Source organism: Mumia quercus (genome assembly GCF_025506335.1).
GTDB lineage: Bacteria > Actinomycetota > Actinomycetes > Propionibacteriales > Nocardioidaceae > Mumia > Mumia quercus.
The window spans coordinates 1-14,075 of the sequence record NZ_JANZYO010000010.1; the positions used below are offsets into that span (position 1 = coordinate 1).

At 72.3% G+C, this 14,075-nt stretch carries 13 protein-coding genes; 9 read left to right on the forward strand and 4 right to left on the reverse strand.

Features of this window, described 5'->3' with window-relative positions; translation table 11 throughout:
- Positions 1-268 precede the first annotated feature (268 nt).
- Both NYZ95_RS19705 and NYZ95_RS19710 read right to left on the reverse strand, forming a co-directional pair.
- Positions 269-1,429 (reverse strand): PQQ-dependent sugar dehydrogenase, encoded by a 1,161-nt coding sequence (locus NYZ95_RS19705; protein WP_262853052.1) that lies wholly within the window; start codon positions 1,427-1,429, stop codon positions 269-271.
- Positions 1,430-1,468: 39 nt separating this feature from the next.
- A complete protein-coding gene (locus NYZ95_RS19710) occupies positions 1,469-2,155 on the reverse strand; it encodes an AfsR/SARP family transcriptional regulator (protein ID WP_262853053.1) in 687 nt (228 codons plus the stop codon).
- Positions 2,156-2,455: 300 nt separating this feature from the next.
- On the opposite strand from NYZ95_RS19710, the gene NYZ95_RS19715 reads away from it, so the two are divergent.
- Genes NYZ95_RS19715 through NYZ95_RS19740 form a run of 6 tightly spaced genes read left to right on the forward strand, consistent with a single transcriptional unit; the run spans position 2,456 to position 10,520 of the window.
- Positions 2,456-4,870, forward strand: coding sequence for a hypothetical protein (locus NYZ95_RS19715; RefSeq protein WP_262853054.1), 2,415 nt, complete (start codon positions 2,456-2,458; stop codon positions 4,868-4,870).
- Entirely contained in the window at positions 4,867-6,117 is a 1,251-nt protein-coding gene (locus tag NYZ95_RS19720) for a hypothetical protein (protein ID WP_262853055.1), read from the forward strand. The genes NYZ95_RS19715 and NYZ95_RS19720 overlap by 4 nt, the downstream gene beginning before the upstream one ends.
- A gap of 22 nt (positions 6,118-6,139) precedes the next feature.
- Positions 6,140-6,568, forward strand: coding sequence for a hypothetical protein (locus tag NYZ95_RS19725; protein WP_262853056.1), 429 nt, complete (start codon positions 6,140-6,142; stop codon positions 6,566-6,568).
- Positions 6,565-7,686, forward strand: a complete 1,122-nt coding sequence (locus NYZ95_RS19730; protein ID WP_262853057.1) for a hypothetical protein — start codon at positions 6,565-6,567, stop codon at positions 7,684-7,686. The genes NYZ95_RS19725 and NYZ95_RS19730 overlap by 4 nt, the downstream gene beginning before the upstream one ends.
- 12 nt (positions 7,687-7,698) lie before the next feature.
- Positions 7,699-9,765 carry a tyrosinase family protein gene (locus tag NYZ95_RS19735; RefSeq protein WP_262853058.1) on the forward strand — a complete coding sequence of 689 codons (2,067 nt, stop codon included), beginning with the start codon at positions 7,699-7,701 and terminating at the stop codon, positions 9,763-9,765.
- A complete protein-coding gene (locus tag NYZ95_RS19740; RefSeq protein WP_262853059.1) occupies positions 9,762-10,520 on the forward strand; it encodes a copper chaperone in 759 nt (252 codons plus the stop codon). Before NYZ95_RS19735 ends, NYZ95_RS19740 begins: the two co-directional genes overlap by 4 nt.
- Here NYZ95_RS19740 and NYZ95_RS19745 read toward each other — a convergent pair whose 3' ends face one another.
- Both NYZ95_RS19745 and NYZ95_RS19750 read right to left on the reverse strand, forming a co-directional pair.
- Positions 10,521-10,841 (reverse strand): hypothetical protein, encoded by a 321-nt coding sequence (locus tag NYZ95_RS19745; protein ID WP_262853060.1) that lies wholly within the window; start codon positions 10,839-10,841, stop codon positions 10,521-10,523. It abuts the gene before it with no gap.
- 65 nt (positions 10,842-10,906) lie between these two features.
- Positions 10,907-11,260: a nuclear transport factor 2-like protein gene (locus NYZ95_RS19750; RefSeq protein ID WP_262853061.1), complete on the reverse strand. Its 354-nt coding sequence runs from the start codon at positions 11,258-11,260 to the stop codon at positions 10,907-10,909.
- A 70-nt stretch (positions 11,261-11,330) separates the two neighbouring features.
- Between NYZ95_RS19750 and NYZ95_RS19755 the strand changes: the two genes are divergently transcribed.
- From NYZ95_RS19755 to NYZ95_RS19765, 3 genes are all read left to right on the forward strand, one after another.
- Positions 11,331-12,158 carry a MerR family transcriptional regulator gene (locus NYZ95_RS19755; protein WP_262853062.1) on the forward strand — a complete coding sequence of 276 codons (828 nt, stop codon included), beginning with the start codon at positions 11,331-11,333 and terminating at the stop codon, positions 12,156-12,158.
- A gap of 18 nt (positions 12,159-12,176) precedes the next feature.
- Entirely contained in the window at positions 12,177-13,091 is a 915-nt protein-coding gene (locus tag NYZ95_RS19760; RefSeq protein ID WP_262853064.1) for an aminoglycoside phosphotransferase family protein, read from the forward strand.
- A gap of 238 nt (positions 13,092-13,329) precedes the next feature.
- Positions 13,330-13,809: an integrase core domain-containing protein gene (locus NYZ95_RS19765; protein ID WP_262853063.1), complete on the forward strand. Its 480-nt coding sequence runs from the start codon at positions 13,330-13,332 to the stop codon at positions 13,807-13,809.
- Positions 13,810-14,075: the final 266 nt, after the last annotated feature.

Below are 14,075 nucleotides of genomic sequence, written 5' to 3' on the forward strand. Positions count from 1 at the left end.
ACACGAAGGCCTCCTTGGTGGGGAGCGGTTCCTTAGACAGCTCCACTCCACACCGGGAGGCCTTCACCCATCTACGACATCAGACAGTGTCGTCACAGTTCCTCGACCAACCTGCCTGGACATCACAGCTAGCGGAGTCCCGTATCGAGACCCGGTGGTCTCGATACGCCCTCGCCTAGGGGCTCGGGCTACTCGACCAGCCAGTCGTCCGGTGGTCTCGATACGCCCTCGCCCAGGGGCTCGGGCTACTCGACCAGCCACGACCGGGTCAGCGGGGGAGGACGCGCAGGATGCGGTCGCGTCCGCCGCCGTTGGACGTCGACACGTACAGCGCGCCGCCGGGGCCGACGGTGACGGCCCGCAGGCGTCCGTACTGGCCCTGCAGCGCGACGCTCTGCCCACGCAGGCGGTTGCGCCGGTCGAAGCGCAGCAGCCGGATCTGCTGACCCTTGAGCGCCGTCACCGCGAGCACGCGGCCCGAGCGGTTGCCCCAGACCCGGCCACGCAACCACGCCGCACCGGTCGTGGCGATCGTCGTCGAGCCCGAGCGCCACCGGGCGCCGCGCTGCTTGCCCGGCAAGCGGTGGTCCGTCATGGGGACGGCCTCGTTGTACCCGGGCACCGGGTTCCAGCCGTAGTTGCCCTTGCGGCGCAGCACGTTGACCTCGTCGTCGCGGTACGAGCCCTGCTCGACCGACCACATGCGGTTGCCGCGTCGCGCGAGACCCTGGACGTTGCGGTGGCCGTAGGTGAAGACCCGCCGCTTCATCGCATACCGCGAGCCGGCGAAGGGGTTGCGCTTGAGGCCTCGGCCCGTCCGGGGATCGACGCGCAGCACCTTCCCGCCGCCCGAGCGCAGCCGTTGAGGGTTGCGTCCGACCACGGCGTCGCCGGTGCCGATGTAGAGCGCGCCGCCGGCCCCGAACGCCAGCGCGCACCCGCCGTGCCGCCCGGTCGTCGCGGGCAGCCCTCGGACGATCGTCTTGACGAGCCGCGCCTTCGTACGGGCGGCGTTGAGGCGCCAGCGGGCGACCCGGACGTCCTTCGTGGCGCCCGAGCGGTAGCCGTGGCAGGTGTAGAACACACCGGTGCGTGCGAAGTTCGGCGCCGGCTCCAGCGACATCAGCCCGGTCTCGCCGCTCGCCCAGATCCCTGCCGCGGTCCCTACCACCCGGGTGCCGCCGCTGAGGGTGCCGAGCGAGATCGTCTTGCGGTCCCGCTGGGTGAACAGGAACTGGGACGACGAGATGAAGGCGATGTCCCACGGGTGGTCGAGTCCGGTGAGGACGGTCGAGACCCGCATCGGGGCGGCCCGTGCGCTCGAGCTGGTCGGGGCGCTCGCCGGCTCGGCGGCGACGACGCTCTCCGGGACGAGCAGCGCGGTGCAGGCCAGCGCAGTGACGGCAGCCGCGGCAGGAAGTCGGTCCATCACCTCAGTCTCACCCCGGGTCTCGAGTTCGGCGAGCGGTCAGGCGTGCCGGCGCAGGAAGGGCCTCACGAGCCCCACCAGGTCGTCGCCCGGAGAGGCGCCGATCTCCTGGCGCAGCCGCACGGCGTACGCGCGAAACCGGCGGGCCGCTTCGACACGGTTGCCTTCCCGGACGAGCGCCTCCACGAGGGCTCTCACGGCCGACTCGCGCAGCGGCTCCGCGCACACGGCGGCCAGGCCGGCGCCGGTGGCCAGCGGGTACGCGCCGGCCTCGGTCGCCGTGCGGCAGACCGCCTCGAGCGCCTGGATCCGCCGCAGGTGGAACTGGTCCTGCTCGTCGAGGACCCAGGCTTCGTACCAACCGGGGAGCAGGTCGTGCTTGAGCAGCTCCACACCGTCGGGGTCGACGGGAGCTGAGGCCAGCGCGCGGTCCGCGACCCGGCGGGCGTCCACCAGGTCGACCGACGCGTCGAGCTGCAGGTCGAGGCCGTCGGGTCGCACCCATCGGCGAGGGAGCTGCCACAGCGCGCGACGCAGGTTCGCGCGGGCGCGCGCCTCGGAGACGTCCGGCCACAGGTCGGTGCCGGTGAGGAGCCGGTTCGTCCGCGGACCCTTCACCGCGAGGTACGCCAAGAGGCGGCGACCGGCGCCGGAGAGCCGCTCGGCAGGCCGCGTCCCCAGCCCGCCGAGGACACCCACGCGACGCGTTCCGTTCGAGCTGCCCACCCGTGTGCTCCTGTGCCCACGGCACGTCCGGACGAGGCGCCTGGGGGGACGCGCGACGGCGGAGACGCCCGCAAGCAGTCTGCGCGACAAGTCTTCGACCTCCCGAGCATAGGACCTCGACCGGCCGCTGCCGCCGACGATTTCCCGGTGGAGTCATGAGCGGGACGGGGCAGGGTACGCGGGCGGCTACGGGGCCCGGACGGAAAGGGGACGTGAGGGGACGACCACGGCGTACGCGGCGGGTACGGGCGCCCCTCACGCTGGACGGAGATCGGCTACCACGGGCTCGAGGAGGGCACGATGACCGTGATCGACGAGACCGCAGCGGCGTTCGAGGTCGAGACACCGTTCGCCGAGAGCACGCCCACGACGGAGTCGGCTCCCGCCACGCTCGGGTTCCTTCCCTGGACGGAGGTGATCACCCCGTTCGCGGAGTCGTTCGCCGAGGGGGAGACCGAGGGCGAGGCCGGCGAGATGATCGCCGAGGCGTTCGAGAGCCTCCGCGACGAGCAGTTCGACGAGGCGTTGGCCGAGCTCATCGCCGAGACCGCCGAGGCGGCCGACACCCGGCTCGTCGGGGAGCAGCCGATGCAGCTCGCCGAGCAGCGCCAGCAGCTCGCCGACGCCCACCTCGCGCCGATCGGGACCGAGGCCGAACGGTGCGTCCAGCGTTTCGCCGACCACGTCCAGAACCTCGACCTGGAGGGACTCGCGCCCGACCAGCTCGACGAGGTGCTCGACCGTTTCGAGGTCGGCGGGCTCGGAGTCACGCCCGCCGGCGAGGAGTTCATCGGCGGCCTGATCAAGAAGGCGAAGAACGTCGTCAAGACGGTTGTGAGCACGGCTGGCAAGATCGCCAAGGCGGCGCTGCCGATCCTCGGTCCGATCCTCAACAAGCTCAAGGCGCTCGTCCGTCCGCTGCTGCAGCGGGTCCTGGCGATCGCGATCAACAAGCTCCCGGCTGCGCTGCACGAGCCCGCCCGCGCGCTGGCGCGGCGCTTCGGGCTCGGGGAGGCCGAGACCGAGGAGCTGGTGGAGACCGAAGGCGAGGAGGAGTTCCTCAGCGAGTCTTTCGCCCCCACGCCGGTGACCGCCGCCGACCCCGAGACGCTCGCCGAGGCCTTAGACGCGGCGCTGGCCGAGTCGGTGCTCGGGGGAGAGTCCCTCGAACAGGGCGAGAGCTTCGGGCACGACACCGAAGGCGGCGCGCCGCCGCCCGCGTCGAACGAGCTCGAGGCCCTGGCGGAGGCCCGCAGCGCGTTCATCGACCGCCTGCAGGCCGCGTCCGAGGGTGAGGACCTCACCCCGGCTATCGACCAGTTCCTTCCTGCGATCCTGCCCGCGCTGCGGCTCGGCGTACGCCTCGTCGGGCGGCCACGTGTCGTCGGGTTCCTGTCAGGCTTTCTCGCCAAGCTCATCGGCCAGTGGGTCGGACCGCAGCTGTCGGGTCCGCTGTCGTCGGCCATCGTCGATGTCGGGCTGCGCATCATCGGGCTGGAGCAGGGGCGTCCAGGCGAGCTCGAGCAGGAGGCCGCACCGGCGACGCTGGCGGCCACGGTCGAGGACACCGTGCGTCGGCTGTCGGAGCAGCCGGCGGAGTTCTTCGAGGACGAGGACCTGCTGCAGGTGGGCCTCGCCGAGGCGTTCGAGCAGGCGGTGGCGGCGAACTTCCCGGCCGCCCTCGTACGGCCCGACCTCCAGATCGCGCCCTCGCTCGGCGGGTCGTTCGTCGTGCGGCACGCGCGCCGGCCGTACGCGTACAAGAAGTTCTCCCGCGTCCCCGAGATCGAGCTCACGGCCGCCGTGGCCGCGTCGATCACGACCTTCGACGGCGTGAAGCTGGACGCCGCGCTCCGGGCGAGCGGGATCAGCCTCCCCGGCAGGTTCCGCGTCCACCTGTTCGAGGCGGGGCCGGGGACAACCCTCCCGCGCCTGGCGCGCAAGGAGCGAATCGGGGGCGCGGCGTTCCCCCGCGGCGCGCACCAGCAGCTGCACGTGCTCACCGTCCAGGCCGCCGGGCTCCTGCTGCGCGAGCCCAGGCTGGGTGTCGACGTCCCGTCTCGCTTCCTCGTCTCCCGTCACCGCATCTCGGTGGGCCAGCGCTTCTTCCACCTCGAGCCGGTCGGCCAGGTGGAGGCGCCGGCCGCGGCAGGCGCGACCGGGGCGTCGAGCGAGGCCACCCGTCCGAGCGACGAGAGGGTACGCACCGACGACGCACGTGGAGAGCTTCGCCTGTCGCTCTACTTCTCCGAGGCCGACGCGCAGCGACTCGCGGCCTCGGTGACCGCCGGACGCGGGAGCACGACGCTGCTGCGCGCCCTGCTGCGCGCCGCGTTCGCGGCGACCGGAGGACCGGCGGTGCGCCGACGCCGCGGGGCCGGCCGACGCGGCCACCGTCGCGGACGCCTCGGTGGGCGGCGCTTCGGCCGGGGACCCGGCCGTCGCGTCCGAGGGCGCATCGCCAGGGCGCTCGCCGAGTGGGCCCGCACCCGGGGCCAGGAGTTCGTCCGAGCGGCGCAGGACCCCGCCAGCGGCGTCACCGTCCAGGTGCACGTCCGAGGGGTCCCGCCGACCGCAGGCGAGGTCGAGGGCGACGACGCTCCTGCGCCGCCGGTCGTACCGGCGGTCGCGCCCGCGCCGCCCTCCACGCCTGGAGTGGCCGACGCCCCGGCGGCCGTCATCGTCACCGTCACGCCGGGGAGGGCGAAGCCGTGAACGAGCACCGGCTGATCGCCGAGGAGCTGGAGCGTCAGCTCGGCCACTGGCTGGGCGCCGCGCAGTGCTTCGTCGACGCCGAGGAGTTCGCCTCGCGGCATGCCTGGGAGTCCGTGGAGCAGGCGATCGGCGTCCCGGTACGCAGGGAGCTCGCCCGTACGGTCGAGCAGCTGCTGGAGGCCGGGCGTAGGACCGCGGCGGCGGTACGCGCGAGCCGTCTCGACCCGGCCGGTCTGGCGGACGCGCAGGCGGCGGTGCAGCAGTTCCGACGCCGCTACGTCCAGGTGGAGACCACGCTCGACTTCTTCGGGCAGGCCGTCAACACGCGGACGAGCAGCCATCTGCGCACCGCGCTGCAGTTCCTGGACTCCGTCGCCTACCAGAGCATCGAGCAGGTGCTCCGCCCGCTCGGGCTCCCGGTGCCGCCGGTCCTCACGTACCTGGGGGAGGGCCTCGGCGCCAGCATCCTGCGCGTCGGGATCCGGCTGTGGGCCCCCGGCACGGTCAACCCGGTCGCCGCGGTCAAGATCGTCCGCCACAACCTCTACCGTCCGACGTCGCTCTTCCACGAGACGGGCCACCAGGTCGCACACCTTTCCGGCTGGAACGACACCCTGGCGAGCGCGCTCGGCGAGACGCTCGCCGACGACCCCGCGCTGCGGGCGATGTGGCAGCCGTGGAGCAGCGAGATCGCCGCCGACGTGTACGCGTTCGTGCTGACCGGCTACGCGTCCGTCGCGGCGCTGCACGACGTGGTCGCCGACGAGCGGACGTTCTTCCGGTGGCCCCTCGGCGACCCGCACCCGATCGGATGGCTGCGGACGCTGCTGGGCTGCGCGATGTGTCGGCACGCGTACGGACAGGGCCCGTGGGACCGCCTCGAGCGCGCCGTCCTCACGACGTACCCGCCGAGCCGTGCCGAGGCGACGACCGCGCCGCTCCTGGTGCGCTCGCACCGTCGGATGGCGGCCCTCGCCGCTACCTGTCTGGAGACACCGGTGCCGGGGTTCCGAGGCCGGTCGATCCGAGCCCTCGTCGACCCGGGACGGGTCTCGCCCGGTGCGCTCGCGGAGCTCGAGCGCGCTGCGGGTCCGTCGCTGTGGCGGTCCCCGCACTGGCGGCGGACCGACGGCATCCGCCTGATCGCGCTCGCCGGGCTGCGCGAGGCGGAGAGCCCCGAGCGGGCGAGCGAGTGGGTCGGGCGTGCCCGGACCTGGATGACCGGCCAAGAGAGCGTGGCCGCGTGAGCGGCCGACGGAGGTGAGGGACGTGGCGAAGAAGGCGACCGGGAACCCGACGATGAAGACGCTGGCGTCGTCGGTCGAGGCGATCGAGGAGCGTACGGAGGCTCTCCTCGACGCCATGGAGACGTTGCAGCAGAGCACGGCCGGCGAGCTCGCGAAGGTGTGGACGACCCTCGGGGGGATCGCGGGGCTGGACGGCCTGGCGATCGGCATGGCGGAGATCGCGGAGGTGATGGGCCCCCTGCGCAGCCTCGTCCCGCCGTCCACCGCGCTCGAGCTCGAGCCGGGGGTCGCCGAAGCGGTCGCCCTGATCCGCGGAGCGCTCGGCGGGGACCGTGACTCCAACTTCCAGCAGCTGTCGACGGACTTCGAGCAGCCGGTGCTGTTCATCGGTCAGGCCCAACCGGTCGTCGACGTGGTGTACGGCGAGTACGACGAGGAGCAGGTGGCATGATCACGCAGCTCGTACAGCAGCTCGGCGGCGGTCCGGTCGCCGAAGGCCAGGTCATCACGGCGGACCCGCTCGACCTCGTCTGGCGGATGGAGCAGGTGCTCGACGCCGCGAACCCGTGGGCGCCCAACCCGCCTCCCGCGGGGCCCGCACGCGTGGCGCTCTTCAACGAAGGCGCGTTCAGTGCGGTCCCGATGCCGGCCCAGCCCGCCTGGGACCACCTGATCTACGCGTACGCGATCGAGAACACCCGGGCCGCCCAGATCCTCGCCCGCGTCGTACGGGCGTTCCGTGGCGGTGAGGGTCTCGGCATCCCGTCGGTCGCCACCCAGCGTTGGCTCGACACCACCGAGACCCTGCTGTTCAACGCGCACAACCCGGTGCCCGCGTGGCTGTCGACGAGCAACGTGCGCCCGGACGCGGAGGCGGTGCGGCGCAACGCGTACTACCGGATGTTCGGGATGGACCTCGCCCACGGCACGGACGGCAACACCCCGTTCCCGTACGAGAAGGCCGAGGCGTCCAACCGTACGTTCGTCGCGCTCCTCGAGGAGCTGCTGTTCGAGCTGTGGCGGGCGATCGAGAACGTGCGCAACCTGGTCGCGGGCAACACGACTGACGACGACCGCATCTACCGGCTCGCCGAGCAGCTCGGGTTCATGCTGCGCTCACGCCGCCAGAACGCGCTGCTCAGCCGTGAAGAGCTCGCCGCGACGACGGCGATGGGCTGGGTCGAGCTCACGCTGGGGTCGAACACCCCCGTGGTCGTCGACCTGCGGGCGCAGGCGACGAGCGCGGCCGACCGGCTTCGCGTGATCGGCGAGCGTGTCGGCCTGCCGCCGCACTCGCGCGCGAACTCGTTCTTCGCGATGGCGCAGGAGCTGTCCCTGCTCATGCGCGCGCTGGAGGCCGGCTGGGTCACCGACAGCGGTCGGGCGTGGCTGCTCTACCAGAGCACGGTCCCGCCGGCGCTTCCGCCGCTTCCCCCCGGTGCCGTGCCTCTGGGCACGGAGGTCCGCCGGGTCATCACCGAGTGGGCGGCTGCGTCCGGGCGCAACATCAAGGCGCGACCGGTGCCGGTGCAGGTCGTCACGGCGCCCGCGCCGCTCCCGAAGCGATGACGGGGGTGCACCATGCACGAGGACGAGGCACCGTGGCAGACCACCGAGGCCGATCCCGCGACACGGGAATGGTTCGACGAGAGCCCGTTCGCGGGACAGACGTCGACGGCGGGCGAGTGGACGGAGACGGAGTGGAGCGAGTCCGGGTGGACCGAGACGCCAGCCGCCGAGGGGGAGACGTGGGGCCCGCACCGGTGCGCCCCGGGTGAGGGCCCGCCGGCAGCGCCTGTCGGCCCACGGCCGCTGCTGCACCGCAGCACGTCGGCGACGCGGGCGCGCAACCCCGCGGTCGGCTATGCGCAGGACCTGCTGAACCGGTTCCTCGCCTCCTGGCGCGCGGGCACGCCCGCGTGCTCGGACACGAGCCAGGCCACGCGTCAGTACATCGCCTCCCTTCAGCCCCAGCTGAAGGCGCTCGGCCAGGACCCGCTCGTCGTCGACTGCCGGTTCGGGCAGGGGACCGAGCTGGCGACGAAGATGTTCCAAGCCTGCCGCGGGCTCGTGCGCGACGGCGTGATCGGGCCGAAGACCTGGCCAGAGCTGGAGAAGCTGGCGGCCACGCCACCGACGCCGACGCCCACCCCGACCCCGACACCGACGCCGACTCCGACGCCTACGCGCGTCCCGACCGTACGCGTCCGCGAGGACGTCTGGACGCTGAGCGCCACCAACGTGTGGCACCCGACGATCCTCTGGTACGCACGCGCCGTCGCCGCGCTCCAGGCACGTGACACGGGCAACTTTGCCGACCCCCGCTCCTGGCGTTATCTCGCTGAGACGCACGGCACCGACATCGACAAGTCAGCCTGGCCGACGGATGCGAAGTGGAACGCGTGCGAGCACGAGAGCTGGCACTTTCTCCCGTGGCACCGGATCTACCTGCACCACTTCGAGGGCATCGTGCGCGAGGAGATCGTCCGGCTCGGCGGCCCGCCGGGGTGGGCACTGCCGTTCTGGAACTACAGCGATGCCAGCCGACCCGACGTCGCGAAGCTTCCGCCGGCCTTCCTCGCCCCCCGTACGCCCGACAACGTGGCGAACCCGCTGGCGGTGAGCCTGCGCAGCGACGCGATCAAGCGCGGAGACCCCATGCCCGCGCGTGACGTCGCGGTGAAGGCAGCGATGGACCAGACCACCTTCACCGACAGGTTCATGCCCGGCTTCGGAGGGCGGATGGCCCCGGTCGGGACCCACGAAGGGGGACCGGGCATGGGTGTCCTCGAGGCCACCCCGCACGGAGCGGTCCACATCGCCGTCGGTGGGAGGGTGCCGGCCGGCCTGATGTCGCGCTTCGAGACGGCTGGTCAGGACCCCATCTTCTGGCTGCACCACGCGAACATCGACCGCCTCTGGCAGGTGTGGCTCCGGCAGCCACGACGCAGCAACCCGCGGGACCCGGGCTGGCTGAAGGCCAGCTGGCAGTTCGGGTCGGGAACGGGAACGGCCTCCACCTCGCTGACCACCAAGCAGGTGCTCGACCCTCGACGTCCGCCGCTGGGGTACCGCTACTCGGACATGCCTGAAAGGGGAGCGCGTGAGGCGTTCGGCGAGCCGCTGGACGAGGGGGAGGACTTCGGCGAGGAGGAGGCGCCTCCACCGGAGCTCGTCGGGGCGTCGTCGGGGCCGGTGCCGATCCGCTCCGGACCGTCCACCGTGCCGATCGACGTCACCTCACCGCGCGGACCGGCGGCACGGCTGGTGGGCGAGGGCGGCGTGGTGCCGCCGAACGCCCGGATCTACCTGCGTCTGGAGAACATCACCGCCTCCCGGCTGAGCGCCGGTCCGGTGGTGGTCCACGTGAACGTGCCGGCCGGTGCCCGTGCGACAGAATTCCCCGACCGGGAGGTCGGCCAGGTGCCCATGTTCGGTCTGATCGAGTCGTCACGACGTACCGCCACCCACAGCGGGAGCGGCATGAACGCGACGTTCGAGATCACGAAGATCGTCAAGGCGCTGTCGGCGGCCGGGCAGTGGGACCCCAAGAAGCTCCAGGTGTCTTTCACCCCGTTGCCCGACCCGTCGGGTCGTACGGAGGAGGGGGACATCTCCGTCGGCCGCGTGAGCCTCTTCTACGCATGAGCAGCGTCGGGATCGTCACGCGGACCCACTGGTACCACCCGGAGTGGTGCGCGGTGGTCCTCGCCGGGGCTGACTGGGCGGTGCTCGCGTCGACGGCGTTCGCCGACCCGACCCACCTGTTGGGGTCCTCGCACGCCGCCGCGCCGCTGCACACGCTCGCCCATGCGGTCGCGATGAGTACGGCGATGATGGTCCCGCTCGTCCTGCCGCAGGTCGCGCACGTCGCGCAGGTGAGCCTGTGGCCGCGTCGCTACCGGGCGGCTGCGGGGTTCCTGGCGGGCTTCGTGGCCGTGTGGACGGTCGTCGCGGTCGGGACCATGCTCGTCGCGGCCTTGCTGGTGCAGCTCCTCGGCTGGCGACCCGCGCTCGCCCTCGGGTTCACCTTCGCCGCGGTCGCGTACGCACTCCCCGGCCGGGAGCGACTGGTCCGCCAGTGCGCCCGGACGATGCCGTTGGCGCCGCACGGGTGGCGTGCCGACCGCGACTGCCTCCGCTACGGCGCAGGCACCGCCCGGCGTTGCGTGGTCACCTGCTGGGTCGCGATGACGGCGGTCATGATCAGTCAGGGGCTCGTCGTGATGGCGCTCGCGACCGCGCTCGGCATCCTGGAACGCCGCCGGGTCCGCGGCGTCGCCCGCGAGGACGCGGTGCTCGTCGTCGTGGGCCTCGGACTCCTCGCGCTCGGCCTCTCGTACGGGGTGGGTGCCGCCGGTGTCGCCCCGAACCTCCCCGGCGGCTCACACCCCGGGCACTGACTAGCGCAGGCTCTCCGGCGACAGCTCCGCGGCGAGCACCGACGCCTGGTAGGCGGACAGCGTGACCTCGGGAGCACCCTGCGCATCGGGGAAGACGAGCGTGAACATCGGCTCGCCCGTCTCCGGGTCGACGCCGCTGAGGCTCAGGAAGACGTCCTCGCCGAACGACCGGCAGGGAGCGCCGAGCTCGTGGGGGATCGCGCAGAACCGGACGCAGGTCGGGTACGGCCACTCGGGACCCGAAGCGGCGGGCGGGAGGTGGGCGGCGCGCTTGCCGTACGTGACCCCGCCCGTGGTCGCGCTCGCGGGGTCGTCGCTCATGCCGTCCAGGATGGCGTGTCCCGGGGCCGCCGGTCCAGCGGGGTTCCACAACCCCGTGGCGCGGCTCAGGGAGCGATGACGAGCGCGTCGATGAGGTCGTCGCTCATGGTGAAGCGGTAGGCGAGCTCGGCGATCCCGCCGGGGAAGTTGCCTACGAGCCGCTGGGTCGCGACCCAGTGCACGTCGTCGACGCGTGCGGCACCGACGAGCTCCGTCGTGTACGTGTACGCGCTGCCGGCATGGCGCAGGAAGTCGTCGATCTCCTGCGTGCCGCGGTAGGTCCTGCCTTCGTCGACGACGGTCGCCGTCGCGGTGAAGGCGCGGAGCGCGGTGTCCGCGTCGCCCGCAGCGTGCGCGGCGAGGTAGCGGCGGATGGTGGCGGGAAGCTGCGTCGGAGGGACAGCGGTCGATTTCGTCATGCCCCCACCGTGCGGGCTCGTCCGAGCGGAGGGTCAAGGGCGAGACTCTCCCCCTGGGGGAGGCGGCAAAATGGCCGGTGTGCTGACCATCGGTGAGTTCTCGCGCCTCTCCCACCTGAGCGTGCGCACGCTGCGCCGCTATCACGAGGCGGAGCTCCTGGTGCCTGCCACGATCGACGGCGCGACCGGCTACCGCTACTACCGCCCTGAGCAGATCCCTACCGCCCAGGTCATCCACCGTCTGCGGGAGCTCGACGTCCCGCTCGCGGACGTCCGTCGCATCCTGCGCACGCCCGACACCGGCGCCCGCGCCACGCTGGTCGCGGAGCACCTGACGCGCCTCGAGTCGGAGCTGGAACGGACCCGCGCGGCGGTGACGTCCTTGCGTCGGCTCCTCCAGCCCGAGCCTGCCCCGGTGGAGGTGGAGCTGCGGGCCGTCCCTCCCATCACCGTCGCCGCGGTGGAGGGCGACGTCTCCCGCGACGACGTGCTCGCGTGGTACGCAGGGGCGATGGCCGAGCTCGACGCGGTCGTCCCAGAGCCGACGGGTGCGCCCGGCGGGCTGTACGACAACGCGCTCTTCGAGGAGGGACGAGGCCACCTGCTGGTCTACGTACCGACGGAGCGTCCGCCGAGCGTCGGTCGCGTCCGTGCCGTGACGCTCCCGGGCGTCGAGCTGGCCGTCGCGACCCACGTCGGCGAGCACCACGACATCGACGTCACCTACGGGGAGGTCGGCTCGTGGGTCGTCACCAATGCGCTCGCGGTGTCGGGGCCCGTGCATGAGCGCTACCTGGTGGGACCGCGTGACACCCCCGACCCGGGGGAGTGGCGGACCGAGATCGGTTGGCCGGTCTTCCGCGTCGACGCGTCGTCCGGAGAGCCTGACGGACGTTAGCCTCGACGGGTGCCCCCCATGCCCGCGGCCGAGGTCGACGTGACGGTCCCGCTCGTACGGGGCCTTCTCGAAGACCAGCACCCTGACCTCGCGGCGCTCCCGCTGACGCTGGTGGCGAACGGGTGGGACAACGTCGTGCTGCGCCTCGGCGACGACCTCGCCCTGCGGATGCCGCGGCGGGCGCTGGGCGCTGAGCTCGTGGCGCACGAGCAGCGGTGGTTGCCCGTGCTCGCGCCGCGGCTGCCGGTGGCGGTCCCGGCGCCCGTACGGGTCGGGCGTCCGAGCGACGGCACCCGCGCCCCGGCGTACCCGTGGGCGTGGAGCGTGGTGCCGTGGTTCGACGGCCGAGTCGTGGGCGAGACGGCGCCGGCTGACCGTGGTCCGCTCGCTCGTCCGCTCGCCGAGGTCGTCTCCGCCCTGCACCGTCCCGCACCCGACGACGCGCCCCGCAACGCGTACCGGGGAGTCCCGCTCGCCGCGCGCGACGCGGTGTTCCGCGAGCGCCTCGCCGCGCTCGGTCCTCCGGGGGCCGACCGCCTGCTGCGCTGCTGGGAGCGGGCGCTCGCCGCGCCGGTCTGGAGGGGCCCCGCCCTGTGGTTGCACGGCGACCTGCACCCCGCGAACATCCTGGTGACCGACGGTGCCGACGGGGTCTCGCTCTCGGCGCTCCTGGACTTCGGCGACGTCACCGCGGGCGATCCGGCGAGCGACCTCGCGACCGCCTGGTTGACCTTCGACGGGCCTGGTCGAGTGGAGTTCCGGGCCCGCGTCTCCACTGCCGGGTACGCCGACGCGGCGACCTGGGAGCGGGCGCACGGGTGGGCGGTGCTCTTCGCGGCCCTCTTCCTCACGTCGTCCGACGACGCGCCGGTCCTGCGCGCGATCGGCGAGCACGCCCTGACGCAGGTGCTCGCTGGCGAGCCTCCGGGATAGCTGGCCTGGCACGAGGGGAGGAACGCGAAAGGCCCCGGCGCTTGCCGGGAGCCTTCGTGGTGATGCTGGTGGGCGATACTGGGGTTTGAATTGTTGAGAGACGGGTCTCCGCGCCTCTCGCTCCCGACGCCGGGACTAGCGTCAACTCGCAGGTCAGAGGCGGTTTCAGGTTCTGACAGATGTGGTCAGACAGGGTCGCGTTTGGACGTCCATATTCCCCGAGATCCCCTTCTTGTTCGTGACCGACGTCTACTCGCATCGGATCGTGGGCTGGAACGTCGCGGCGACGTTGAAGGCCGACGTCCTTCCGCTGCAGGCGCTCGACATGGCCGCCTGGGACGCACGTCGTGAGGGTGCTGCCGATCTCACTGGGCTGGTCCATCACGCCGATCACGGGTCGAACTACCTCTCGATCGTCTACACCGATCGGATCGGTGAACTCGGCGCGAAGCCGTCAACCGGCACCGTGGGGGACAGCTACGACAATGCCCTCGCCGAGGCGGTCAAAGGGCTCTCCAAGACCGAGTTGATCCGGCGTCGGGGGCCGTGGCGCACGATCGAGCAGGTCGAACTCGCCACCTTGGAGTACGTGTGGTGGTGGAACAACCAGCGCCTGCACGAGGAGTTCGACATGCGCACCCCGCTCGAGGTCGAGGCGGCGTACTGCGCTGCCCAAGAATCATCCCGGCCGGCACACGCTGGCCAAGGGAAGGCATAGGAACGAAACCCAGCGCGATTCAAGGACCTGCGCTGGCACGACCTGCGCCACACCGGAGCGTTCTTGGCCGCCCAGACCGGGGCGACGCTCGCCGAGCTGATGGGCCGGCTCGGTCACTCGACGCCCCGGTGCCTCGATGTGAACCACCCCGGCGTGTCCGGAGACTCTGTTGCTTGGGAAGGATGGAGTCATGTCAGGGAGTACGTCGAAGAGGTACCCGGCTGAGCTGCGTGAGCGGGCGGTCCGGATGGTCGCTGAGCTTCGTC